We start from the raw sequence: 25,472 nt of genomic DNA, 5'->3' as shown, positions 1-25,472 counted from the left end.
CCTGGACCGCCTCGGTGCTCGCCCGAGCCCGCCGCATCCGCCGCCAATGCCGCGACCGGCAGGCCGACGAGCAGAACACCGCCGTCACCTTCGCCGACGGCATCAGCGGACCACCGCACCCCCGACACAACCGCGGCCGCGCATCGTCGTCCGTGACCACGACCAGCCGCAGCCGGGGCATCCCGTCCCTGCCCATACGAGCACCGTGTGAACCGAGAGCGACCGCTGGGAATCCCCGACTGGGCAGCCGGTCTGCATTCCCAGCAAGGACATCAAGCTCAAGGGCCAGATTGGGATCCACGCTGTTGCCGGGCGAGATGTCGTTGCAGGTCGATGTGGCGAAACTGGTAGACCGTACCGACTTGGCGCAGAACGCCGCGATGCTCATGGGCGTCCTGGAGAAACGCCATCAACGACCAAGGCCCCATCAACGACCATGGGAGTCGGCTCGACACCGTGAGGCAGGCCGTTGCTACAGCGAACGCCGCCCATGCCGTCTCCCTGCATCCGGCAGCGAATCCGTACGCGAATCCAGCAGTGAGCCCGACGGCCAGCCCTCCACCGATCCCGAACGCCGGTATGCCCGGAAATGGGCCCGTCAGCCCGCACAGAAACACGCCTAGGAGCCCGAAGCCGAGAGAGTATATCAGCACGATCTGGAAGAAGCTACGGCGATCTTGTGCAATCAGGACCTCCGGACCGACCCTCTCGGCCAGGTCAGCCCTTCCCAAGGTCAACTCTCCTGCCAAGGCCGCGAACGCGGCTCCGACGATCACGCCGACGTACTGGGCAGCCCGGCCACCAACGAACACATACGCAAGAAGCGCTGTTACGAGAGCCGCCATGAGCCCAAGCATTAGGCCGGAGCGGTATCGGCGGCTTGGGTATTGCCCCGGTAGTGCGCTGTCGAACCCGTAGAGGGAGGCGCACGCGGCCACGATGCCACCGGCCAGCATCCCAACAAGCCCCAGCACGAACCCGAAACTGACGCCCACAACGAGACCGACCGTGACAGCACCGATGAGGCCGGGCACAAGCGCCGCAGTGAGGAACTGAGGCGCTGAAGGGGCCGTGGAACCGAGTTCCCACCAGGCCAGATCGGTACTGCCTCCCCGGTGTGCTTCCAGATGCCGGGCAAGGACAGCGAGGGCCTGCTGAGCCTGGCCAACAGACCAGCGGGGTGGCCGGCGATGGTCGGGGCCATAGGCAGCAGGGATAAAGGCGTTGAACAGGCGGGTGTATACGGCGGCGCGGGTGGGGAACACCCTGGTGTTGCACAGTTCGTCCGGATGCGGGGGTTCGAGTACGGATGCGGCTTGTGGGGTAGGGGCGTAGATCGTACGAGCCAGGAACAAGCCCAGCGGGGTGCTCAATGCCTGCCCAACTGGGGTATCGGTGCCCAGGCAGGCGATCACCCTGTCCCACCGGCGAGCGGCGCGCGCGTCGGCGCCCCGGCGCAGATAGGCCGCTGCGTGCGGCGGCTCCAGGGGGAGCAACTGGATGGCAGCAGCACCTTTGATACCCATCCAGGTATCAGGGTGGGCGGCCACGGCAGTCCGGTAGGCAGCGGTTCGGCTGGCTAGGACCAGGGGCTGATCGGTGGGCAGCGCCCAGTTGAGGGCCTTGAGCGCTACCGGGTGCAGGTCGGGGGGAAGTTCGTCGAAGCCGTCGAGCAGAGGCAGGATCCGGCCGTGGTCGACCAGTGCCTGTGCCAGGTCACCGGGACCCTCTCGGGGAGTGGTGAGCAGAGTTGGCGCGGTGTTACTCAGGCGCTCATACTCCCGCCGCAACTGTTCGGCCAGCCAATCCTTCAACGGCTGGCGGGGGTTCCAGGAGGCGATGGAGAACAGAACGGGCACCGGGTCGCCGTCGCTGCGGCGTCCCATGAGGTCTTGGAGCAACCGGACCAGCAACACGCTCTTGCCTGCGCCAGGCTCCCCGAGGATCACCAGTCGGCGGGTGGGCACCTTTCCAAAGAAAATGTCGCCGATTTCGGCATCCTGCCCAGATAGCCCTGCAGCGTCCTGCGCCCACTGGGCCTGGTCGCCGGGCCCTCCCCCCGGCCAGGACCGAGCCAAATCCGCCACATCCGGCCAGTGCTCCGTCAAGTCCTCGGCCGCTGCCCGCCAGGCCACCGGCAACGGCCGAGATTCGTAGATGCGGCGAAAGCGCGCCTCCTCGTTCAACCACTTCGTGACCGCCTCGGCCAGCTTCACGGCGGCCGTGTCTTCGTCGATGGCGGCCGCTTCCACCCGGTCGGCACGGAAGGCTGCCCAGGCGAGGTAGACCGCAGGCAGGCCCAGCACCACTCCAACGGCAATCGCGGGTGTTTCCAGTTCGTAGATCTCAGACAGTCCCAGCGCCACGGCCGAGCCCGACACGAACAACACCAGGTACCACACACTCACACGTCTTGGTCTGCCGCCAGCCCCCCCATGTCCCATAGCGGCCATTGTGCCGGGAACTGGCGAAAGATCACGGCATAAATAGGGAAGACCCGCTTGGCATGCCAGGCTCAGACACAGGCTCTCAGCTTGTTCTTTTTCTTCTGGCCTCGAACGGTGGCTCGTACTAGGGTCCGTCTTCAAAGATCATCGGATGGTGGATCATGGTGGGGTGATACGTCGCCATGAACTCACCGATCAGGAGTGGGTGAGGTGTCCCCCGGAGTGTGGACACAGGGGTTCATGCGGCGAGTGTGAGTTTACGTCCTCGCTGGTGCTGCTGTTCGAACTCGGCTGGCGAGAGGTAGTTGAGGGCGCTGTGGCGCCGTCGGGCGTTGTAGTAGGTCAGCCACTGGAAGATCTCCAGCCTCGCCTGACGCACCGTCGAGAACATCCGCTGGTGCATCGTCTCCCTCTTGAGCCCCTGCCAGAACGACTCGGCGAGGGCGTTGTCGTAGCTCGAGCCGACCCGGCCCATGCTCCTGCGGATCCCGAAACGGTCACAGACCTGCGCGAACGCCGCCGACGTGTACTGGGCTCCCCTGTCCGCGTGGAAGATCACTCCGGTGACGTTGCCGCCGCGGGTTGCGACCGCCATCGTCAGAGCGTCGATGACCAGTTCGGCGCGCATGTGGGTGGCCCATCGAGTAGCCGAGCACCCGGCGTGAGCAGATGTCGATGACGCAGGCGAGATACAGCCATGTCCCGCCGACTTGCACGTATGTGATGTCGCCGCACCACTTCTCGTCCAGCCGGGCGGCGGTGAACCGGCGTTGGACGAGGTCCGGGGCGGGCGGTGCGAGCCGGTCCGGGACGGTGGTGCGCTTGCGGCGCCGCAGGTGCCGTCCCTCGACGCCGTGCCGTCGCATCAGCCGCTCGATGCGCTTGCGGTTGACGGTGCGCCCGAAGCCGCGCAGTTCGGCATGGACGCGCCGGACACCATAGGTTCCCTTGTGCTCGGTGTGGACCTCACGGATCTCCACGAGCAGGGCGTCGTCGGCGGCCTGCCGCTCCTGGCGGGTCTTCGCACCGGCGATCCACCGGTAGTAGCCCGAGCGCGAGACCCGAAGGACCCGGCATATCCGCTGGACGCCGAAGGTCTCGGCATGGGCGGAGACGAAGTCCCAGCGGCGGGTCTTCACTTCATCTCCTTGGCGAAATAGGCCGCCGCCCGGCGCAGGATCTCCCGCTCGAGCTCCCACTCCTTCTCGGCCTTGCGCAGTCGGCCGTTCTCCGCCCGCAGCCGGGCCAGTTCCTCCTCCCGGCCCTCCACGCTCTGCTCGCCACAACCGTGATCGCGGCCGGCGTGTTCGTCGGCTTGGCGCACCCAGCTCCGCAGCGTCTCGCCGGTCACCCCGACGTCCGCCGCGACCGCCGCATACGTGCGCTTCCCGCCCGCCGAGCGGTACAGCGCGACGGCATCGTTCCTGAACTCCTCCGGATACGGAGACTTCCGTCCCACCAGGACACCCTTCCTCGGATCTGCAAGATCCATTGTCGGTGTGTCCACACCGCCGGGGTCACCTCAGGTCCGTCAGTTCCATCAGACCGAGGCATGGATCGATGAGCTCGAGGCCCTGCTCGACCGCTACCTCCCGAACAGGTGAGAGCTGCGGAATCACCGCCACGGAGGGCATGGGGGTCGCGAAGCCGTCGCGCCGTCACACTCGCGGCAACCAGTCTCACCCGGCGACGCGATTTCTGGAGGAGCCCGCTCGTCGTCGCGGTGCCCGAGCGCGTCTGATCGTGTCGAGGGCGCGTGACGGCATCCGATGGCGGCTGACGTTCGTACGCGAAGCGCGGCTGAGGCCTGAGGGTGCGGTGGTCCCTCCGAGATCGTTCCCGCGGACACGATCGTCGCCGGGGGCGTGATCACCGCCTGTTGCGGCACTGCACCCGCGTCCAGGTCCGCTGGTTCCAGGGGCACATCGGACACGAACTCGACGAGACCGCCGACGACCTGGCCGGTCTCGCCCTCCGTCGCGCGGGTGGCCGTATCGCCCCTGCCTCGGCGCGCAAGGAGGAGGCGCGGATCCCGCGCTCGCTCGACTCAGGGGGCGGTCCGCTGTCGATCGCCGCCTGAGTCCGCGGCTCGTGGCGGCGGGCGCCAGGCCTCGGAACCGGGTCGGGGGCGCGGGGGCGCGGGGCACAGTCTCGCGCTCTCGATCCGTGTTCCGTTCGTTTCACTTGGTCAAGTGAAGTCAAAAAAGCAGTAGTTCTTGCGAACTTTTCTGGATGTATCTGCAACTCACTGATCTAGTTCGGTGGCTGGAAAAGGTCATCGGGGCGCCGCGTCGTACGCGTCGGGCTCCCGGCAGGCCGGACCGGTCACCGCATCAGGCACGGAGTGTGCTGCTGCAGGCAAGACGTTAAGAGGAGTTGACTTGTTCATATCCCGGAGATCCGAGCCTCGCGGGCGAAGATGGCCGAAGGCCGCCGCGGCGGTCCTGAGCACCGCCGCTCTGGCTGCGCTCTGCGTGCAGGTCCCCGCTCAGGCCGACGCCCCCGAGAAGACGGCGAAGCCCTTCACGGTCACACGTGAACTGCCCGGCCATGCCGAGCCGTTGTGCGGTCCGCCCAAGCCGCACGAGTTCACCTGCTTCGGCCTGCGGCGCACCGACATCACCCCGCACAAGGGTCTGCGGACGGCCGGCGCGGCCCCTCGGGGATTCGGCCCGGCCGATCTGCGCGGCGCCTACGACCTGCCCTCGGACGGCGGCGCGGGCAAGACCATCGCCATCGTCGACGCCTTCGACAACCCCAACGCCGAGGCCGACCTCGCCGTCTACCGCGCGCAGTACGGGCTGCCGGCCTGCACCAAGGCCAACGGCTGCTTCACCAAGGTGGACCAGCGCGGCGGCACCGACTACCCGGATCCCGACCCGGGTTGGGCCGGTGAGATCTCGCTCGACCTGGACATGGTCTCCGCCGTCGCCCCCAACGCGCGGATCGTGCTGGTCGAGGCGGACCGGGCCTCTTCCGAGGACCTGGGCACCGCTGTCGACCAGGCGGTCGCACTCGGCGCCGGGTACGTCTCCAACTCCTACGGCTCCAACTACGCGTTCTTCCCCGAGGACCCCGCGGAGTCGGCGGGGGACGTGCACTTCGACCACCCGGGCGTCGCGATCGTCGCCTCCGCCGGTGACAGCGACTACGGCGTCGCCTACCCCGCCGCGTCGCCGCACGTCACCGCGGTCGGCGGCACGACCCTCACCAAGGATTCGGGTACCGCGCGCGGCTGGTCCGAGTCCGTGTGGAGCCACGACGGCGCCGGCACCGGTTCCGGCTGCTCCCTCTACGAGCCCAAGCCGGCCTTCCAGAAGGACACCGGCTGCGCGGGCCGCAGCGTCGCGGACGTCTCCGCCGTGGCCGACCCGGCCACCGGCGTCGCCGTCTACGACACCTACGGGCAGTCCGGGGGCTGGGGCGTCATCGGCGGCACGAGCGCCTCGGCCCCGATCATCGCGGGCGTGTACGCGAACGCCGGCACCCCGGTCGCCGGGACGTACCCCAACGCCTACCCGTACGCCGGTTCCGGCGCCGGGCTGCACGACGTGACGAAGGGGTCGAACGGCAAGTGCTCCCCGGCGTACCTGTGCACCGCGGGCACCGGCTATGACGGCCCGACCGGCCTCGGCACCCCTGACGGCCTTTCGGCGTTCCGCATGGGCGCGCACGGCACGCTCTCCGGCAAGGTCACCGACACGGCGACCGGCGCACCCCTCGCCGCGGCCAAGGTGACCTCCGGCGTCTACACCGCCACCACCGACAGCGCGGGCCGCTACACCCTGCCGCTTCCGGTCGGCCGCCACCAGGTCCAGGTCGCCGCCTACGGCTACGCCTCCGGCAAGGCGGCCGACGTCCAGGTTGGCGACAACACCGCCGTGACCGCGGACTTCGCCCTGCGCAAGCTCGCCACCCACCGGGTCTCCGGCACCGTCACCGACGGCTCGGGCCACGGCTGGCCGCTGCACGCGAGGATCAGCGTCGACGGCGTGCCGGGCGCACCCGTCTGGTCGGACGCCTACACCGGCGCCTACCGGCTCGACCTGCCCGAGAGGCAGACGTACACGCTGCGGGTCGTCAGCGACGACAGCGACTACCGGTCCCTGGTGAAGAAGGTGGCCGTGGGCACCGCCGACCAGCGTGTCGGCGTGGCGCTGCCGGCCGACACCTGGGCCGAGGGCAACCCGGCGTACAGCCTCCGCGTGGACACCGTCGACACCCAGACCTTCGACGCCACCGACGGCGCGCCGCAGGGCTGGAGCGTCGTCGACGCGCCCGCCACGGCCAAGGGCTGGTCCTTCGACGATCCGGGCGGCCGGGGCAACAACACCGGCGGCACCGGCGGTTTCGCGGTCGCGGACAACGACCACGCCGGCTGGGACACCGCGCTCGACACCCAGCTGATCAGCCCGGTCCACGACCTGCGCCGCACCGGCGACCCCGAACTCGCCTTCGACACCGACTACGAGGGCTCCGGGGACCAGGTCGGTGACGTGGACGTCACCACCGACGGCGGCCGGACCTGGACCACGGTGTGGCACCAGACGCAGCTGTGGGGAACCGGCCGGGTGGAGATCCCGCTGACCGAGTACGCGGGCGAGCGTGCGGTACAGGTGCGCTTCCACTTCACCGGCCCCGGCATGCTCTGGGCCGTCGACGACGTCACGGTCGCCGAGCGGGTCCTGAAGCCCGTCCCCGGCGGCGTGCTCAGCGGTACCGTCACCGACGCGAACACCCGACGGGGTCTGATCGGCGCCACGGTGAGCGGCGGCGGGGCCTCGGCGCCGACCCTGGCGACCACCGGCGACCCGCGGGTCGGCGACGGCCTCTACCGGCTCTTCGTCCCGGGCGGCGGCCGGCACGCCTTCACGGCGGCCAAACCCTCCTACCGCGACGCGTCCGGCAAGGCCACCGTGGCCCGGGACGCCGTCGCGAAGACCTCGTTCGTGCTCGACGCCGGACGCCTGGCGGTCGGCGCCGGACGGATCGACGCGACGACCACCCCGCACGGCACGGTGACGCGGAAGGTGACCGTACGCAACACCGGCACCGCCACCGCGACCGTCCGCATCGGCGAGCGCACCGGAACCGGTCCCGGCACCTCCGGTCCGGGCACGTCCTGGCAGCATCTGCCGGACCTCCCCGCCCCCGTGATGGACAACGCGGTGGAGAGCCTCGGCGGCAAGGTCTACTCCGCCCTCGGCACGTCGGACGGCTTCACCCCCTCCGCCGAGCTCTATGTGTACGACCCGTCGGCGGGCGCCTGGACGCGGGGCGCCGACGCCCCGGAGCCCCGGCAGGCCACCGCGCACGGCCTCATCGACGGACGGCTGTACACCGCGGGCGGCTGGGGCCCCGACGAGGTCGTCAGCCGCACCACACAGGTGTACGACACGGTCCACGGCACCTGGACGAAGGGCCCCGACATGCCCGAGGGCCGGTTCGGGTCCGCGAGCGCGGTGCTCGACGGGCGGCTCTACGTGGTCGGCGGCTGCGACAACACCGACTGTTTCGGCAGCGTGTACGTCCTCGACCCGCGCTTCGGCGTCTGGTCCGAGGCGGCCGACTACCCGCAGTCCATCGGCTGGGGCGCGTGCGGCGCTGTCAACGGCAAGCTGTACTGCGCGGGAGGCACCCACGACTACGTCGAGACCGGCGCCGGCTACGTCTACGACCCGGCGTCCGACAGCTGGCAGCCCATCGCCGACATGCCCGTCGGCCTGGCGGCGGGCGTCCACGCCGCCGCCGACGGACAGCTCCTGGTGTCCGGCGGCTTCAAGCGCGTCGGCGTGAACCGGGTGCTCACCGCCGAGGGTTACGCCTACGACCCCGGCACGGACACCTGGCGCAGGCTGCCCGACGCGCCCACCGCCGTCTACCGGGGCGGAGCCGCGCCCGGCATGTACCGGGTGGGCGGCAGCGCCCAGTCCCGCTTCCCGATCCCGGTGGCCACGGCGGACCTGCTCCCTGGCTACGACCAGACCGAGTCGGACGTGCCGTGGCTGTCGGAGAGCGTGCACCAGCTCAGGCTGCGGCCCGGGCAGAGCACGTCGTTCACGGTGACGCTGGACGCGCGCGAGCTCGGCCGACCCGGTGACTGGACGGCGTCCGTGATCCTGCGCGGCGACATCCCGTACTGGGTGGCACCGGTCCCGGTGTCCCTGCACATCGTCAAAAGCCACACCGAGTAGGACTGTTCACCCCGCACGCCGCGCCCCCGGGAAGCCGCCACGGCCGCCCGGGGCGCGGCGCCGCCGGCTGCTGATTCGTCCCGCCCTCCGCGCAGCGCAGCACGATCCTGGCCCGCAACGCGAGGAACTGCGCGGTCTGCCGATCGGTACGGAGTCCGGCTTCACCGGCGTGGAGGACCTGCCGCGCATGCGGGCGTCCGTCTGGACCGACGGCCGCGACACACCCGAGGAAGGCCCGGTGCCCGAGACGCTGCGCGCCGAGGCCGAGCGCCGACGACGACTGCTGGAGGAGGCGGTGGCGGAACTCCACCCCGCCGCGCTGGAGGAGTTCTGCGCCGAGGGAAGTGTCACCGTGCCGACCCTGGTCGCCGCCCTGCGCGATCTGACCCGGTCCGGTGACGGCGTCGTGGTGCTGTGCGGCTCGGCCTACCGCAACCGCGGAGTCGAACCGTTGCTGGACGCGGTGGTGGCCTATCTGCCCTCGCCGCTGGACGTCCCCGCGGTGCGCGGCACCCGCGACGGCGCGGAACGGGAACGGGCCGCCGACCCGCGGGCGCCGTTCACGGCACTGGTGTTCAAGGTCAGCGCCACCGGCACGGGACGGCTGACGTACCTGCGGGTCTATTCGGGAACGGTCGGGAAGGGGGAGACGGTGTGGGAGTCGGGCGCCGGGCGCGTCGAGCGGATCGGACGGATCCTGCGGGTCCAGGCCGACCGGCACGCCCCGCTGGAACGGGCGGTGGCCGGGGACATCGTCGCGGTCGTCGGGCTGAAGTCGGCCCGCGCCGGGTCGACGCTGACCGCACCCGGGTCCCCCTTGGTACTCGAACCGCCGACGGTCGCCGAACCGGTCGTCTCGGTGGCCGTCGAGGCCGGCGGGACCACCGAGGCGGACCGCCTGATGCCGGCGCTGGCCCGCCTGGCCGAGGAGGACCCGTCGCTGGTCGTCCGTACCGATCCCGTGACCGGTCAGACGGTGCTGTCGGGTCTGGGGGAACTGCATCTGGAGGTGGCGGTGGAGAAGATCCGGCGGGCCCACGGGCTGGAGATCCGTGTCGGCAGGCCGCGGGTGGCCTACCTGGAGACCGTCGTGCGCGGGGTGTCCGGGCTGGTCCACCGGCACGTCAAGCAGGACGGCGGCGCGGGCCAGTTCGCCCATGTCGTCATCGATGTGGAACCGCTGGAGGCCGGCCGGGACACCCCCGGCGACGTGGCCGACGACGGCGCGGCACGGTTCGCGTTCCGCTCGGCCGTGGTCGGCGGGCGGGTACCTCAGGAGTACGTCCGCGCCGTGGAGGCCGGATGCCGGGACGCGCTCGCCGAGGGTCCGCTCGGCGGCAACCCGGTGACCGGGGTGCGCGTCGTACTGACCGACGGATCGACCCATCCGAAGGACTCCTCGGAGATGGCGTTCCGCACGGCCGGACGGAACGGGCTGCGGGAGGCGCTGCGGGCCTGCTCGATGGTGCTGCTGGAACCGGTGGTGGATCTCACGGTCACCGTGCCCGACGACGCCGTGGGCGCGGTGCTCGGCGACCTCGCGGCACGCCGCGGGCAGGTCTCCGGCTCCGTACCGCGTGGGGGCGCCGTGGTGATCAGCGCCGTCGTGCCGCTGGCCGAGCTCTTCGGCTACGCGACGCGGTTGCGCAGCCGGACCCGGGGCCGCGGGGTCTTCACCACCCGGCCCGCCGGTCACGCCCCGGCGTCGGGCACGGCGCCCCACGGCACACCGATGCGCTGACCCACCGAGCGGCGGTTCGCCGACGGATACGCGGACCGCTCCGCGCCGGGGATGCGACGGCGCCTGGTTCGTACGGCTCCGGAGCCGGAGCGCTCCTGCCGGTCCCGCCCCCGCCCGGGCGGAACCGGCGGGAGCGCCACCGCGGACCCAGGTGCCCGGCCGGCGCTCCGCGCCGCCTGCTCCGAGTCCTGCGGTCCGGACTTCTTTGAATTGCCGCGCATGCTTCGCTTCGGGCGGGGCACCCGCAATCACAGACCGCTCGAGGAAGCCACCCCCCCCAGGCGACCCCGAGCCCCCGGCCCCGTCCTCAGCCACCCCCCGGCTGCGGGCGGGGCCGCGCTCTGTGCTGGGCGGGCGCACGGGCGAAGGCGGCGCGACATCTCCGGTGACATGTCCCGTAGGCGCGGGCTGATCAGAAACGCGTCGTGCCGTGGCTGTTGCCCGCACCGGAATTCCGGTGCGGGCAACAGCCACGGCACGAGGGCCCCTGGAGGGAGCCCGGGGTGTCAGGCGACCGACGGGTCGAGCAGCCCGCTGCGCAGCCGCTTGAGGATGCGGGTGATCAGGCGCGAGACGTGCATCTGCGAGATGCCGAGCTCCTCGCCGATCTGGGCCTGGGTGCGCTCCTCGACGAACCGCATGTGGATGATGCGACGCTGCCGCTCGTCGAGACCGGCGATCAGCGGCGCCAGGGAGTTGAAGTCCTCGACCAGTTCGAGCGCCGGGTCGTCCTCGCCGATGAAGTCCGCCAGGACGCTCTCGCCGTCCGCGCCGTTGTCGGCCGTGAGCGCGGCGTCCAGGGACGAGGAGTTGTAGCCGTTGGACGCCTTGCGGGCCTCGATGACCTCCTCCTCGGAGAGGGACATCAGCTCGGACAGCTCACGCGTGGTCGGGGTCCGGCCCAGGCGCGTGCGCAGCTCCTCCGTCGCCTTGGCCAGCTCGATACGGGCCTCCTGCAGACGCCGGGGCACGTGGACGGCCCAACTGGTGTCGCGGAAGAAGCGCTTGATCTCACCGACGATGTAGGGCACGGCGAAGGAGGTGAACTCGACCTCGCGGGTCAGCTCGAACCGGTCGATGGCCTTGATGAGGCCGATCGTGCCGACCTGGACGATGTCCTCCATCTCGTCCTGGTTACGGCTGCGGAAGCGTGCCGCCGCGTACCGCACCAAGGAGAGGTTCATCTCTATGAGGGTGTTGCGCGCGTACTGGTATTCGTGGGTGCCTTCCTCCAGCACGGCCAGCCGGTCGAAGAACTGACGCGACAGGGTGCGCGCGTCCTTCGGGCTCACCTTCAGAGGCTCGTCGATGAGAGGGAGCGACTCCCCCTCGGTCGTCACCGCGTGCCGCGCCGTGTCCGTTGCCATCGCTGCCGTCACGGCTGCCATGCGATCCACCCCACATCGTCCGAAGGAACTGAAGACACGGCTCGTCTGCCCTGCCTTATGCGAGTCATGCCGGCCGACACCACGAAATTCTGGAACTTGTTCGTCCGGGGTGCGCCCGCATGTCTCCCAGCACCCCTTCCGGCCTCACTGGCCCGCCGGATGCACCCGGTTCCGGCGGGTGACCGTGCCGGGGGAGCGCGTCCGACCCGTGGCCGGCGGTCGGGCGGTGCGCCGGGAACGAGCTCCCGGCCGCGTGGTCGGGGAGCGGGTCCGGCACCGCCACCGTACGCGGCCGGGCCGGCCCCGCGCGGGGCCGCCGGCACCCGGCGCCCCGCGCCGGGATGGGGCGAGGGCCCGGACCCGTCGCACGGGTCCGGGCCCTCGCCCGGGGGAGCGTCCCCTCCCTACTGCTGCCCTTCACCGCTGCGGCCGGCCAGCTCAGCCGCCTGACCCTCCGTCCGGGCGGTGGCGTTCGAAAGGGTTCCGCCGGAGCTCTCGAGATGGGCGCGCACGAACCACTGGAACTGCTCCAGCGCGCGCAGCTGTCCGATGAGCAGGTCCTCGGTCACCGGATCGATCTTGCCGATCTCGGCGACGGCCGCGCGGTGTTCCTCGACGATCCCCGTGTAGACCAGGTCGAGGGCGCCGAGATGGGCGATCGCGTCCGCCCGGCCGACGCTGTAGTCGTCCCAGGTGCGCTCGGCCACCAGCGCCCCCGGTGTGCCCTGCGGCACGCCGCCGAGGGCGGAGACGCGCTCGGCGGTGTCGTCGGCCATGCCCCGTACGGCCTCCACCTGCGGGTCGAGCATCTCGTGCACGGCGATGAAGTGCGGGCCCACGACATTCCAGTGAATGTGCTTCAGGGTGAGGGAGAGGTCGTTGAGAGCGTGCAGCCGGGTACGGAGCAGATCGATGATCCTGCCGCCGTCACTCGTGCTGATCCCGGGAATCGTGTAGTTCGGGGTCGTGACAGAGGCCATGATGTCCCTCTTTCCTTCTTTCGTATCGTATGTCCCTGCGGGAGGTTCGCGGATGCCGTGCCGGCGGCGTGGCCACCAGTGGTATCGGCGACCACGGCGGCCGCCGGGCGCCCCGGGTCGTCCCACGAAACCGAGCAGCCATACGGCCGGCACGATGACGGCGATCCGCCACAGCGGCTGAACGGCGAGGTCGGCGCCGAACAGCGGAAGGGCGAGCGGAAGAACCACGATCAGGGGAGCCGATCGGTATCAACCTCCAGGACCGCGAGTGCCCCGGTTGCTGTGGGTCACACCTTTCCCTGGAGACGCCGCTGCCGGTCCGTGCCGAGCCGCCGCGAGCGACCGCAAGTGTCATTCGAACGGCTGAACGGCTTTCTGCCGACTGGCTCGTTGTCCATGCGTGAGCATCGTCGATGCGGAGATGAGGAACCGATGAGCCGACATCGCAAGGGGCGCAGGCACCGCACGGTGAACATGACGCCGCGTCCGGTCGGACGGGCCGGGGCGCCGCGAGCCGTGCCACCGGCGACGGCCGGTCGTGAGGAGATGGCGGCGGGCCGGGTGACGTCGCCGGCCGGCCGTGAGCAGAAGGCGGCGGGCCGTGGGGAGCCGGCGGCCGGACGTGCGGAGGCGCGCGCCGGCCACGAGACCTCGCGTCACGGGGACGAGGGCGTGTCGACGCCCGCCCACGCGCCGCTTCCCGGGCAGAGCCAGGGGGGCGAGGAGTACCCCGCGGTCCTGCGGAGGGTGCGGGAGAGCGGGCTGAGCCGTCACGCGGTACGTACGTGGGAGCAGTTGGCGAGCGCGGGTGTGAAGGGGTCCGGTCTGGACGAACTCTGTGCGGCCGTCGGCTTCCAGGAGGCCACCGTCCTGCGGCACCTGAAGGGGCTGGCGGACCAGGGGCTCGTCGTCCGGGAGGAGGACCGCTGGCGGGCGACCGGCGCGGGCGGGGAGCCGGGAGCCCCGGAGCGCGAGGGGACGGCTGAACCCGCCGTCTCCTAGCGGCGCGCCGGGGTGCGCCCGGCGGGGATGTCTCCGTCGCCGGGCGCGCCTCCGGTCTCCCGTGGTCCGAAATGACCGCATTGCTCGCAGGCCGCGGCAAGGGCGGCGGCGAAGTTGTGTCGGCCGGCGTGTTGGGGGCATCCGGACGTCATCATCACTTCGGAAGAGGAGACATCATGCTCGGCATCGTCGCGGCGGTCCTGCTGTTCATCGCTTTCCTGATCAACGCCGCGGACATCTCTACGAATGACGTGTTCACGTCAACGAATGTCATGCTCATAGGACTGGCCCTGCTCGCCCTGCACGTGGCCGGGATCGGCAGCGGCTGGGCGGCCCGCGGTCGCAGGCGCTGACACCGGTGGGGCCGGAGGGGCGGGGGAGCGGAGGATACGCCGAACGGGGTGCGCCCGTGGGGCTTGACGAGACTTGTGGTGGGCGACTTGCAGTGATGCGGCCCGGCACGAGATGGTTGCCGCAAGGAAACTGTTCTCGTTCTCGGAAAGAAGGTTGTGGGCACGCAGTCACGCGCCCTCGCTCGTGGACACTTCCCAGCAGCCTCCCGCCGGCCCGCGCGGTATCACCTCCGATACGGCGTGGGGCGCCGCCCCCTACCCCGTCCTGATCGCCGACCCGTCCGGTGATGTCGTCGAAGTGAACGCCGCGGCGGCCGCCCTGTTCCCGGCCGCCGTTCCCGGCGCCTGGCTGCGCTGTGTGGTCCCGGAGTGGATCGCGGACGCGCACGCCGGAGCCGGCTCGCCCGACGAGGAGAGCGGGGACGCGGAGTCCGGACCCCCCGCGTCCCCCGCCCACGGAGCAGTCGGCGACCGGACCTTCGAAGCCCGTCCTACCCGCACGGACAGCGGTGACGTGATGTGGTGGCTGGTCGACGACACCGACCGGCGCCTTGCCGAGGACGCCCTCGCGAGCGAGCGCCGGCGCACCGCCTTTCTGGCCGGAGCCTCCAGCGCGCTGCTGTCGTCACTGAACGCCGAACGCTGCATGGAGATCACCGCTCGCCTGGCCGCCGAGCACCTCGCCGACGCCGCCGTGATCGTGGCACCACCGCGCGGGCGGAAGGCGCAGTTGACGTACTGCGGACCCGACGGCGACGTGGTGCACCGGCAGGTCCAGGCAGACCTGGAACAACTGCCCGGTCTGACCGACGCCCTGCGCGGGTTCCCGCCCGTGCCGTCACGCTGGATCGATCCCGCCGCCGTTCCCGAGTGGGCCGTCCCGGACGGGTTCACCGGCCCGGTCCGTTCCGCCGTCGTGACACCCCTGCCCGGCCACGGAGTCCCGGCGGGTGCGCTCGTCCTGCTGCGCTCCGGGCGCCGGTCGGCGTTCACCGAGAGCGAGGAGGTCTTCGCCCGCCTCTTCGCCTCCCGGGCGGGGGCCGCCATGTCCGCGGCGCGCATGTACGCGGAGCAGGCGGCCATCACGACCACCCTGATGCGTGAACTGCTGCCGCCCCAGCTCCGCAGCGTGCACGGCGTGGAGTTCGCCGGGAAGTACCTCCCCTCCGGCCAGGCGGACCGCGTGGGGGGCGATTTCTACGACGTCCACCCCGGCACCGACGAGGGGCAGGAGGCCCTCGTCGTCCTCGGGGACGTGTGCGGCAAGGGACTGGACGCGGCGGTGCTCACCGGCAAGGTCCGCAACACGGTCCAGGCGCTCCTGCCGCTGGCCGACGACCACCAGCGGCTGCTCGGACTGCTCAACGGGGCGCTGATGAACTCGCATCACACCCGCTTCGTCACCCTGGCCCTGGCCTCCGTCGTGCGCAGCGGCGGTACGGTGCGGCTGCGCGTCACCAGTGCCGGTCACCCCGCGCCCCTGATCGTCCGGGCCGACGGCACGGTCGAGACGGTGGGGACACGGGGGACCCTGGTCGGCGCCTTCTGGGACATCAGCTCGACCACCGCGCGGGTCGAACTGGCCCCGGGGGAGACCTGCCTGTTCTTCACCGACGGCATCACCGAAGGCCGGGGCGGGCCGCTCGGCGACGAGCTGTTCGGTGTCGAGCGGCTCGAGTCCGCGCTGGCCCGGTGCGCCGGCCTGCCCGCCGAGGCCGTCGTCGAGCACGTCCAGATGCTCGCCGCGCAGTGGGTCGGGCGCGGCGCCCACGACGACATGGCGACCGTGGCGGTCACGGCGCCGCACCACGCGCACCTGAGCGCGGTGAACGGGCACACCCGGGGCAGGTACACCGCATGACGCGTCTGTCCCTCCCCGGCGAACAGCAGGGCGGCACCCTGCTCGAACACGTCCGGGAACGCCGGTGGACGGCGGTCCGCCCGGGAGACGAGCACGGTGCCACCACCACGGTCTCCGACACCCAAGGACCCGCCACCGGCGCCGAGTCCGTCCTCCTCGACGCGATCGCCCCCGCACAGGTGAGGTCCGGCGCGACATGGCCGGCGAACCGGCTCACCCTTGCACAGGAACACACCGCCATCGCGATCCACGAGGCGGTCGTCGCCGCGCCGGCCCCCCGCCCCGGCCGACGGAACGAGACCTCGCGAGGCCTCCTCACCCCGGCCCGGGCGCGTGAGGCGCTCGCCGGCCGAGCCCCGACACCCCGACTCCCCGGCCCCGGAAAGCCCGCATGACCCCTTCGCATCCCACACCGCTCACGCTCACCGTCGAGGCCGAGGCCGGCACCGTCCTGGTCCACGTCGCCGGAGACCTCGACTTCGAGTCGTCCGACGAACTGCTGAAGACCGTCGAGCGGTGGCTCGGCGAGCACCGTGACACCGGCGGAGAACCGGCCGACCTGCGTATCGAGTTCTCCGCACTCGACACCATCGACACCATGGGCCTGTCGACCCTGCTGATGATCCGTCGGATGACGGACCTGGGAGGCGTCCGCCTCCATCTGGACGAGCGTCCCCCCGTCCTGGAACGGCTCCTGAACGTCACCGGGACGCTCCACCACCTCACCGCCCCCCGCGCGCGGATCCCCGGTGAGCAAGGCCCCGTCGAGCAGCAGCCCGCGGACCGGCCGGCAGGTGAGCAGCGGCCCGGTACGGGCTGATCCATCGAACAGCCGTACGCGGCGGTCACGCGCCACGGCGAATACGCCCGCGCACCGGGATTTCCGCCGAATGCGATCCGGATAGCAGGGTAACTGCAGCTCTGGAGCACGCTGGAGAGGTTTTCCCCCTCCCGCGTGCTCTCTCCGCCGGGTGTCCCCACGGGTGAGGTTCCGGCCGAGCGAACCGGCCACGCAGGAGGAAGAAAAGATGACGATCGAGAGAATCTGGTCGTACGCGCCGCATTTCCGCAGCCCGGAGGCGCAGGACCTCACGGGCTACGCCGTCGAGGCGACGGACGGGACCATAGGGCATGTGGACCGGCAGGCCGACGACTCCGGGATGCGCCATCTCGTCGTCGACACGGGGGTGTGGGTGTTCGGGAAGAGCGTCCTCGTACCCGTGGGCGTCGTCGCGGACATCGACTCGCAGGCGCAGAAGGTGACGATGGCATGCACCAGGGACGAGATCAAGTCGGCTCCGCGCTTCCGGACCGACAGCGAGACGCTGGACCCCGAATACCTCGCCCGTGTCGGCACCTACTACCGGAGCCTGCCGCCGAGGCAGCCCGCCTGATGGCGGCCGCCGAGAGCAACCCCCGGGCCCGGCGCCGCCGGCGGTACGCGGCGCGGCCGCCGCACGGCCCGGTCCCACGGACTGGACGTCGTGTCCCAAGGCGTGCATCCGGATACTTTTCCCGTGCCGAAGCGCACAGGGGACATGTGATGCCCGTGATGCGCGGCCGGAAGGATGCCGTCGCACCACCAGACCAGAAAGAGTGTTCAGATGCCCGACGAGTTGGAGGCCACCGTCACGTACGCGGAGGCCCAAGACGCGTTCGTGGTACGAGTCGGCGGCGACATCGACCACGAGAGCGCGCCCCAACTGGAGGAAACCCTTGATCTCGCACGACGGGTGGGCGCCGCGCGCACGGTCGTCGACCTGTCGGGGACCCTCTTCGCGGACTCGTCGATCCTGCACGTCCTCCTGGAAGCGCAGCGCGCCCATCGGGCCTGCGGCACGTTCATGGTGGTGTGCGGGCCCTTCAGAGACATCGTCCGGAGGCTGTTCGACGTGACCGGTACGGAGGGCTTCTTCGTCCTCGCCGACAGCGTGGAGACGGCGATGAGCGTGCCGGACCCGACGGCCGGGCGATGAGGACCGCCGACCTCCCGTGGCAGGGCGCGACCCGCGAGGAAACCGTATGAGAGCAGCCGAACGCAGGGACATCACCATCACGGACCAGAACGACGCACTCCAGCGGGCCACTCTCACCGGGCCGCCCGCCTCGCCGCCGGCCTCCTTCGAGGCCCGGGCGGCCGAGGTGACGAGCCCCGCGGCGGCACGCCGGTACGTGCGGGACCTCGTGGACGAGTACGGGAGACCTGGAGCCGGGGTGCGCCAGGAAGCCGTCGTGGACCTGCTCCTGGTCGTCTCGGAACTGGTCACGAACGCCATCCGGCACGGTGGGGGACTGGCCGGATTCCGGGCCACACCGACCGACGGGGGCATCCGGCTGGCCGTGCGCGACAACAGCGACATCGTGCCGGCCGGAGCCTTCGGCTTCGCGTCGATTCCCGAGGGGCACCGGCCGAACGGGTACGGCTGGCCGCTGATCTTCCGGCTCGCCCGCGAGGTCACCGTCGAACCGTCCCCCGGCGGCGGCAAGACCATCCGGGTCCTCGTCCCCCTGACGTGACGGACCGTCGTCGGGCTTCCCCGGGGCACGGGCGGCCCTCCCGGTCCATCGGCACTCCGGAGGCCTGCCGGCACGGCGTCCGCCCGCGGGACCGGGCGGGTCCCCGCGGGCCGGGAACGCGGTCCCGTCTTCCCGGGCACGCGACGGCCTGCGATGATCGTCGCCGACGGTGCCCGCGCCCGCGGGCGGTCGCCTCCCGGACGTGTCCGTGCGGACGGGGCGGGAGCCGACGTCGCCGAGGAGGAGCCCGAGTTGACCTTTGACGTCGGTGCGCTGCGCGCCCAGATCCCCGCCCTGCGGGCCGGACTCGCCCACTTCGACGGCCCCGGCGGCACCCAGATGCCCGCCCCCGTCGTCGCGGCGATCGCCGGCGCGCTCGAAAGCCCCCTCTCGGTCCGGGGCAGCGTCGCCCCGGGAGAGGTGAACGCGGAGACCCTCGTCAGGGAATTCCGGCGGGCCATGGCCGACCTGCTCGGCGCGCACCCCTCCGGGATCGTCTTCGGCCGCAGCGCCACCCAGCTCACGTACGACTTCTCCCGCACGCTGGCGAAGGACTGGGCGCCCGGCGACGAGATCGTGGTCAGCCGTCTCGACCACGATGCCAACATCCGCCCCTGGCTGCAGGCCGCGCAGAGTGCCGGTGCCGTGGTCCGGTGGGCCGACTTCGATCCGGAGACGGGCGAACTCCCCCCGTCGGCCGTGGGCGACCTGCTCACCGAGCGGACCCGGCTGGTCGCTGTGACCGCCGCGTCCAACCTCATCGGGACGATCCCCGACGTCCCCGCGATCGCCCGGCTGGTCCACCGCGCGGGCGCCCTGCTCCACGTCGACGGGGTGCACTACGCCGCGCACGCCTTCGTGGACCTCGCGGAGCTCGGCGCCGACCTCTTCGTCTGCTCGCCCTACAAGTTCCTCGGCCCGCACCACGGAGTGCTCGCGGCCTCCACGGATCTGCTGGAGACACTGCGGCCGGACAAGCTGCTGCCGTCCACCGACCTGGTCCCGGAGCGTTTCGAACTGGGGACGCTGCCCTACGAACTCCTCGCCGGCACCCGGGCCGCCGTGGACCTGCTCGCCGGTCTCGGCAGCGGCCCGGCGGAGGGACGCCGGGCGCGCCTCCGCTCCGCGCTCGAGTCGATCGACCGGCACGAGCGCGAGCTGCGGGACCTGACGGAATCCGGACTGGCGGCACTCGACGGCGTCACGGTCCACTCCCGGGCCGGCCAACGCACGCCCACCCTGCTCCTGACCTTCGACGGGCGCGACGCGGCGGAGGCCTACCACTTCCTGGCGGAGCGCGGCGTCCACGCGCCCGCGGGCTCCTTCTACGCCCTGGAGGCGTCGCGGCACCTCGGACTGGGCGACACCGGCGGCCTGCGCGTCGGGCTCGCGCCCTACAACGACCAGGGCGACGTGGCACGGCTCCTGGACGGACTGGCGGAGTTCCTCAAGTCGTGACCCGCCCCGGACACGCACGGGACAGCTGTGAGCGGGTCCGGCAAGCCTTCGGCCGGGGTTCCGGCAGGTCCTGAACCGTCCACGACGAGGCCCGTTGAACCAGGGCCGCGGTACCCGTGACAGGCTGCCGGACGAGGGGAGGGCCGGCCGACGCGACCGCCGCCAACCGTGCCGGGCGGCTAACGCTCCGGCGCGACGAGCATCCGCAGCGCCTCGTCCAGCAGACCCGGCCGCAGCAGTCCGGGCCCCGGGTCCGCGTCCCAGCCGGGACCGGCGAGCAGGACCCGGCTGTGCGTCCGCGCTCCCCGTACACCCCATCGTGTCCCGGCGACATGCCGGGCGAGGGGCAGGTTCGCCGTGGAGCGCGACTGCGACCACAGCACCACCGCCGAGGGACCGACCCGCCGTACCGCCGCGATCAGTGCCTCGGCGGGCACGGCACCGCCGAGCATCAGGGCCGGTGCCCCGCGCTCGGTGAGCACCGCGCCGAGCGCTTCGAGGGGCAGCGTGTGCGGTTCGTCCGGAAGGCAGGCCAGCAGGACGGGCGGCGCCCCCGGCGATGCCGTCCGGGCCGCCGACACGTACAGATGGCGGAGGGTGGCGGAGACGTGCCAGGTGAGCAGGTGCTCGACCTCGACGTACCGGTCGCCCGAGGACTCCCACTTCCTGCCGACCGCACGGAGCGTGGGCACCATCACCTCGGTCCAGGCCGTCGCGAGCCCGTGCGCCTGGACCGCGGCCGTCAGCAGGCCCTGGACGGCCGCCGCGTCCAGTCGTACGGCGGCGCGCGCGAGGCCCCGGCACTCCTGCCACGCGTCCCCGAGCGGCAGTCCGGTGCCCGACCGCGAGGCCATGGCGCCCGGCGGGCAGGCCGGCCTCACGGGAGGCGCGGGGGGAGCCGGCGATCCGGCGGGGAGCCCCGGGAGCGTGAGCGCCGGGGAGCGCGCGCGGCCGCGCGCCCGTTCCTTCGCGGCGCGGGCGGCCTCGGCGGGCGGCAGTCCCGCGGCCGTGAGGCGGCACATCTCCTGGAGCATGGCCACGTCCTCGGGCGTCCACCGCCGATGGCGGCCGTCGGTCCGCAGCGCGGGTCCGATCCCGTAGCGGCGGTCCCAGGACCGCAGCGTCGTCGGCGACACGCCGAGCTTCCGGGCCAGGGAACCGGTGGTCACCCCCGCCTCCGTCCCGTGCGGCGGGGCCTGCGCGCTCACGTCCACGGCGCGGCCCCCAGGGGGACGACGCCGGGCGGCGCCTGGGTCCGGGAGCACGGCGTCGTGAGGCGCCCCGGTGGGCGGAGACAGCGGATCGTCACCAGTGGTTCGCCTCGATTCGAGCACCGTCCGGGAGCGGCGGTCCGCCCGGTTCACCGGTACTTCGCCGCCCGGGGCCCGCGCGGATGCACGAAGACGGCCGCTCCCGACCGGAGTCGGTTCAGGAGTCCCGGACGGGGCCGTCGAGCAGCGCCCGCACCACCACCTCGGGGTCGCAGAGCACCGACCGCAGGCTGGCCTCCTGGTACGCGTCGCCCAGGAGCGAGCGGGCGGTGTCCTCGTACCGCTCACGCACCGGGCCCAGCTCCGGCGTTCCGCGCTGCGGATGTCCCACGGCGGACCAGTACACCTCCCCGGCCCCGTACGCGGCGACCGCCGTCTCCGCGTCGCCCCGGGCGGCGAGTGCCGACGCCAGCAGGTCCAGGCCGAGGGCGAGGCCGAAGCTGTCGCCGATGTGCCGCTTCCCGTCCAGCATCGACAGCGCGTGGCGGGTGGCGTCCTCGGGCCGGTCCTCGAAGAGGGAGATCAGCGCCAGCTGGTAGTCCGTGTACGAACGGGTCCACCACTCGCCGAACTCGGCACAGTCGGCCCGCAGTCTCTCAGCCTCCGTGCGCGCCTCCTTGAGCAGTCCTTCCGCGGTCAGGGCGAACACGCGCACCAGCCGGCACATCGCGCGCCCCATCGAGGAGAACGGCGGCCCGCCCATGGTCGCCAGCGCCCGGTCCACCTCGCTCCGCGCCGTCATCGGAAGACCCTGGAGCAGATGGGTCAGCCCCAGCAGATACGCGGCCAGCAGGAGGCCCTCGTCGTCATCCTGGGCCTGCGCGCGCCGGTGGCAGTGTCCGGCGAGGGTGCGCGAGGGGTCACGCTCGCCGCGCAGGACACGGGTGATGCCGAGCGCCCACATGGCCCTGGTCCTGGCCGGCCCGGACTCGTCGGACAGGGCGAGCGCGTCCTCCAAGTACGAGGCGGCCTCCCGCAGATGTCCGCAGCAGCTCCAGAAGAAGCCGACCAGACCGGCGAGTTCGAGCGCGGCGTTCGGCCGGACGGCCAGCAGATGGTCGAGCGCTGCGCACAGATCGGCGTTCGCCCGGTCGATCCGCCCGTACCAGCGGGCCTGTTCCGGCCCCGGCCAGCCCGCGTCGGCGTGCCGGGCCAGCTCGAGGAAGTGCCGGGCGTGCCGGTCCGACAGCTCTGCGCTCTCGCCGAGTTCGTCGAGCCACATGCGTCCGTACTCCCGGACGGTGTCGAGCATCCGGTGGAGGCCGCCGTGGCGCGACAGCACCGACTTCCGTACGAGCCCGGCCAGGGCCCGGTCCACGTCCGAGGCGAGGAGCGGGCCCCCGGCACACACGGCGCGTACCGTGTCCGCGTCGACCACGTCACGGAACACGGACAGACGGGCCCACAGCAGACGCTCCTGGGGCGTGCAGAGTTCGTGACTCCAGCCGACCGAGGTCCGCACCGCCCGGTGCCGCGCGGGACCGGACGGCAGGGCGTTCCCGTCGTCCACCGCGATGTCCAGCCGGGACCCGAGCTCCCGCTCGACCTCCCCGAGCGTGCGGTGCGAGAGCTGTCCCGCGGTCAACTCCAGCGCGAGCGGCATCCCTTCAAGACGTCGGCACAGCCGGGCGACGGTCACCAGGTCAGCCGGGGCCGTCAACGCCGTTCCCGCGTCGGAGGCCCGGCGGCAGAAGAGTTCCACGGCGTCGGTGGCCGGGGGCAACGGCCCCACCGGGACGACGTGTTCGTCGGGCAGGCCGAGCGGCTCCCGGCTGGTCACGAGCACGCTCAGCGCGGGGCAGGCGGCGAGCAGACCGGTGATCACCGGACGGCAGGCCGCGATCAGGTGTTCGCAGGAGTCCAGCACCAGCAGGACGTCCTTGTCCGCCAGCCAGGTGCCCAATGCGTCCAGCGGCACGGTGGTCGTGTGGTCGGAGAAGTCCAGCGCGTCGGCCAGGGTGGCGACGAGCAGCCGGTCGTCCTGGAGGGGCCACAGGTCGGCCCAGGCCACCCCGCGGGCGCCGGTGCGCAGGACGTGTTCCGCCGTGTGCAGCGCCAGACGGCTCTTGCCCACACCGCCGATCCCGGTCAGGGTGACCACCCGGTGCCGGCCCAGGGCCTCGGTGAGGTGGGTGAGTTCGTCGCGGCGTCCGACGAAACCGGGCGGAGCTTCGGGCAGATTTCTCAACACGCCGGACAGTCTGACGCCCTTCGCGCTCCGGCGCCGGGGGGTTGACCCGCCCGGTACCCGGACTTGAGGAGTTCGGCCGCCTCGACGTACGGATCCGGCCACGTCACGTACCGGTGGGTCCGTCACTCGACGGCGGAGTGCAGCCTGCTCCGTGACGGCGCGAGCGCCCACCGCACCACCGAGGTGACCGCCCCGCCGAGGGGACGTACGAACAGCCCGTCCACCAACGGGAGCCGGGGCAGGCGGAGTTCCGCGGCGGCCCAGGAGGGCAGCAGGGAGACGGCGTTGGCGGCGAGAACCCCGTACGGCACCCGGGCGACGAGGGGCACGGGCGGTTCGAGCAGCAGGAACCGCGCCGTGGCCCGCGCCTCCGCGGTGGCCCGCAACTCGCCCCGGTACGCGTTCAGTCCCGCCGCCAGCTCCGCGCGGTCGGTCGGCGGGTCGGGGACGCCGAGCGCGACGGCGACCCGGGCGGTGTCCGCGACGTACGCGTCGCACTCGGCGCCGGACAGGGGCCGGGCGCCGTAACGCTGGTGCGCGCGCAGGAAGCTGTCCGTCTCCGCGAGGTGGACCCAGCCGAGCAGTCGCGGGTCCGAGGCGTGGTACGGCGTGCCGTCGCCGGTGATCCCGCGCACCCGCTCGTGGACCGCGCGCACCCGGTCGCAGGCCTCCCGCGCGCTGTCGGCGGTGCCGTACGTCGTCACCGCCAGGAACGTGCTGGTGCGCTGCAGCCTGCCCCAGGGGTCGCCCCGGAAGCCCGAGTGGGCGGACACGGCGGCCATGGCGAGCGGGTGGAGCGACTGGAGCAGCAGGGCCGAGAGTCCGCCGATGAACATCGACGCGTCCCCGTGCACCCTGCGGACGGGACGGTCCGGGCCGAACCACCGGGGTCCGGGTGTGCCGTGGATCCGGGCGCGGTTCTGCGGGCCATCGGGTCCCGCCACCCGGGCGAAGAGGCTGTCGCCCAGGCGTTCGCGCAGGCTGGAGCCATGCGCTCCGGTCGGTCTCGTCATGGTGGCCTTCCGTCGGGCGGTGTTCCCGTCGGTCCCGCCGTGCGGGCCTTCCGCCGTCGACGGCGGAAGGCCCGGGGACCACGGTCCATTGTCCCGTCGAGCGGGGACGCAGCACCGTCCCGTGACGCATTCCGTGCCCCGCACGCCCTTGGATGCGAGTTAGTCGATGCAGAGTCGATGCAAGTTGCCGCCGTGCATCGAATCTCAGCATGGTGGCCGGGACGGAACGGCTCCGAACGACTGGGGCCCCCGACACCTCCGGGACGGCAAGCCCTGACGGCGGGGCGGACCGTCCCGGAGTCGGGGCTGATTCCGCCCGGCACGAGGAGCAGTCACCATGACCGCACAGCAGACCACCGAGCGGACCGAGCGGACCGAGCTGTCCGGGTCTGCCGAGCCGACCGCCGGCGCCGCGGGGGAGAGGTCCGGGTCCCGGCAGTCGCCCGGCGCGGGTGGCGAGCAGCCGGGTGACGAGGAGCTCGCCGCCGGATTCGCCGCCGGCGACGAGGAGTGCCTCGCCGCGGCGTACCACCGCTGGGGCCGCCTCGTGTACACCCTGGCCCGGCGTTCCCTCGGGGACGCCGCGGAGGCGGAGGACGTCACCCAGCTGGTCTTCCTCGCCGCGTGGCGGGGACGGACCGGGTTCTCGCCCGAGCGCGGCGCCCTCGCCGCCTGGCTCGTCGGGATCACCCGCCGAAAGATCGCCGACGCGCTGACGGCCCGTACCCGGCGCGCCGACCTCGTGGCGGCGGCGGGCGCGGCGATGACCGTGAGCGCCCACGACTCCGTGTCCCCGGCCGACAGGGCACTCGACCGGGTCCTCCTCCGCCGCGAACTGGCCCGGCTGCCCGCCCCGCAGCGCCGGGCACTCAGCCTCGCCTTCTACGACGACCTCACGCACACCCAGATCGCGCAGCTCACCGGGTGGCCCCTCGGGACGGTCAAGAGCCACGCCCGGCGCGGGCTGCACCGGCTCGGCAGCCGGCTGCGGGAGGAAGCGGGCACCGGCGGCCGGCACGCCTGACCCGCACACGCGGCGGGACGTCCGGACGCCTC

19 protein-coding genes and 1 pseudogene are annotated in these 25,472 nt (G+C 72.2%); 13 read left to right on the top strand and 7 right to left on the bottom strand.

Annotated features, from left to right (window positions below; all coding sequences use genetic code 11):
- Positions 1-278 precede the first annotated feature (278 nt).
- Together OG776_RS03840 and OG776_RS03835 are read right to left on the bottom strand one after the other, a co-directional pair.
- A complete protein-coding gene (locus OG776_RS03840) occupies positions 279-2,408 on the bottom strand; it encodes an NACHT domain-containing protein (RefSeq protein WP_329326327.1) in 2,130 nt (709 codons plus the stop codon).
- 277 nt (positions 2,409-2,685) lie between these two features.
- A pseudogene (locus tag OG776_RS03835) lies at positions 2,686-3,906 on the bottom strand (IS3 family transposase).
- A 420-nt stretch (positions 3,907-4,326) separates the two neighbouring features.
- Here OG776_RS03835 and OG776_RS03830 point away from each other — a divergent pair.
- The 3 genes from OG776_RS03830 (at position 4,327) to OG776_RS03820 (ending at position 10,382) form a co-directional block, all read left to right on the top strand.
- Positions 4,327-4,527 carry a hypothetical protein gene (locus tag OG776_RS03830; protein ID WP_148012498.1) on the top strand — a complete coding sequence of 67 codons (201 nt, stop codon included), beginning with the start codon at positions 4,327-4,329 and terminating at the stop codon, positions 4,525-4,527.
- A 394-nt stretch (positions 4,528-4,921) separates the two neighbouring features.
- On the top strand, positions 4,922-8,641 hold the full coding sequence (locus OG776_RS03825; protein ID WP_329318891.1) for a carboxypeptidase regulatory-like domain-containing protein: 3,720 nt from the start codon (positions 4,922-4,924) through the stop codon (positions 8,639-8,641).
- 187 nt (positions 8,642-8,828) lie between these two features.
- Positions 8,829-10,382: an elongation factor G gene (locus OG776_RS03820; RefSeq protein WP_329318889.1), complete on the top strand. Its 1,554-nt coding sequence runs from the start codon at positions 8,829-8,831 to the stop codon at positions 10,380-10,382.
- Positions 10,383-10,888: 506 nt separating this feature from the next.
- Here the strand turns inward: OG776_RS03820 and OG776_RS03815 are convergent.
- Both OG776_RS03815 and OG776_RS03810 read right to left on the bottom strand, forming a co-directional pair.
- The gene (locus tag OG776_RS03815) at positions 10,889-11,770 is read right to left on the bottom strand and encodes an RNA polymerase sigma factor SigF (protein WP_148014569.1); all 882 of its coding nucleotides are present in this window, start codon (positions 11,768-11,770) and stop codon (positions 10,889-10,891) included.
- A 404-nt stretch (positions 11,771-12,174) separates the two neighbouring features.
- Positions 12,175-12,750, bottom strand: coding sequence for a Dps family protein (locus OG776_RS03810; RefSeq protein ID WP_148014568.1), 576 nt, complete (start codon positions 12,748-12,750; stop codon positions 12,175-12,177).
- 432 nt (positions 12,751-13,182) lie between these two features.
- On the opposite strand from OG776_RS03810, the gene OG776_RS03805 reads away from it, so the two are divergent.
- The 9 genes from OG776_RS03805 to OG776_RS03765 all read left to right on the top strand — a co-directional run bounded on the left by OG776_RS03805 (position 13,183) and on the right by OG776_RS03765 (position 19,941).
- Complete coding sequence (locus tag OG776_RS03805; RefSeq protein WP_148014567.1) at positions 13,183-13,752, top strand: hypothetical protein; 570 nt, start codon at positions 13,183-13,185, stop codon at positions 13,750-13,752.
- 71 nt (positions 13,753-13,823) lie between these two features.
- The gene (locus OG776_RS03800; protein ID WP_329323827.1) at positions 13,824-14,105 is read left to right on the top strand and encodes a hypothetical protein; all 282 of its coding nucleotides are present in this window, start codon (positions 13,824-13,826) and stop codon (positions 14,103-14,105) included.
- A 184-nt stretch (positions 14,106-14,289) separates the two neighbouring features.
- A complete protein-coding gene (locus OG776_RS03795) occupies positions 14,290-15,966 on the top strand; it encodes a PP2C family protein-serine/threonine phosphatase (RefSeq protein ID WP_329318885.1) in 1,677 nt (558 codons plus the stop codon).
- Entirely contained in the window at positions 15,963-16,361 is a 399-nt protein-coding gene (locus OG776_RS03790; RefSeq protein ID WP_329318883.1) for a B12-binding domain-containing protein, read from the top strand. The genes OG776_RS03795 and OG776_RS03790 overlap by 4 nt, the downstream gene beginning before the upstream one ends.
- A complete protein-coding gene (locus OG776_RS03785) occupies positions 16,358-16,786 on the top strand; it encodes an STAS domain-containing protein (protein ID WP_329318881.1) in 429 nt (142 codons plus the stop codon). Before OG776_RS03790 ends, OG776_RS03785 begins: the two co-directional genes overlap by 4 nt.
- Positions 16,787-16,994: 208 nt before the next feature.
- Positions 16,995-17,360 (top strand): PRC-barrel domain containing protein, encoded by a 366-nt coding sequence (locus tag OG776_RS03780; RefSeq protein WP_148014201.1) that lies wholly within the window; start codon positions 16,995-16,997, stop codon positions 17,358-17,360.
- A 210-nt stretch (positions 17,361-17,570) separates the two neighbouring features.
- A complete protein-coding gene (locus OG776_RS03775; protein ID WP_329318878.1) occupies positions 17,571-17,942 on the top strand; it encodes an STAS domain-containing protein in 372 nt (123 codons plus the stop codon).
- A 46-nt stretch (positions 17,943-17,988) separates the two neighbouring features.
- Positions 17,989-18,483, top strand: a complete 495-nt coding sequence (locus tag OG776_RS03770) for an ATP-binding protein (RefSeq protein ID WP_148014203.1) — start codon at positions 17,989-17,991, stop codon at positions 18,481-18,483.
- Positions 18,484-18,735: 252 nt separating this feature from the next.
- Positions 18,736-19,941 (top strand): cysteine desulfurase-like protein, encoded by a 1,206-nt coding sequence (locus tag OG776_RS03765; RefSeq protein ID WP_329318876.1) that lies wholly within the window; start codon positions 18,736-18,738, stop codon positions 19,939-19,941.
- 179 nt (positions 19,942-20,120) lie between these two features.
- Here OG776_RS03765 and OG776_RS03760 read toward each other — a convergent pair whose 3' ends face one another.
- The 3 genes from OG776_RS03760 to OG776_RS03750 all read right to left on the bottom strand — a co-directional run bounded on the left by OG776_RS03760 (position 20,121) and on the right by OG776_RS03750 (position 24,416).
- Complete coding sequence (locus OG776_RS03760) at positions 20,121-21,110, bottom strand: MerR family transcriptional regulator (RefSeq protein ID WP_443077189.1); 990 nt, start codon at positions 21,108-21,110, stop codon at positions 20,121-20,123.
- A gap of 259 nt (positions 21,111-21,369) precedes the next feature.
- Entirely contained in the window at positions 21,370-23,403 is a 2,034-nt protein-coding gene (locus OG776_RS03755; RefSeq protein ID WP_329318872.1) for an ATP-binding protein, read from the bottom strand.
- A gap of 122 nt (positions 23,404-23,525) precedes the next feature.
- A complete protein-coding gene (locus OG776_RS03750; protein WP_329318870.1) occupies positions 23,526-24,416 on the bottom strand; it encodes an oxygenase MpaB family protein in 891 nt (296 codons plus the stop codon).
- A 337-nt stretch (positions 24,417-24,753) separates the two neighbouring features.
- Between OG776_RS03750 and OG776_RS03745 the strand changes: the two genes are divergently transcribed.
- Positions 24,754-25,440: an RNA polymerase sigma factor gene (locus tag OG776_RS03745; protein WP_148014207.1), complete on the top strand. Its 687-nt coding sequence runs from the start codon at positions 24,754-24,756 to the stop codon at positions 25,438-25,440.
- The last annotated feature ends 32 nt before the right edge of the window (positions 25,441-25,472 follow it).

Origin of the sequence: Streptomyces sp. NBC_01689 (assembly GCF_036250675.1) — a bacterium.
GTDB lineage: Bacteria > Actinomycetota > Actinomycetes > Streptomycetales > Streptomycetaceae > Streptomyces.
The sequence above is the reverse complement of the archived record's forward strand: the minus strand, read 5'-3'. Positions and strand labels throughout refer to the sequence as shown.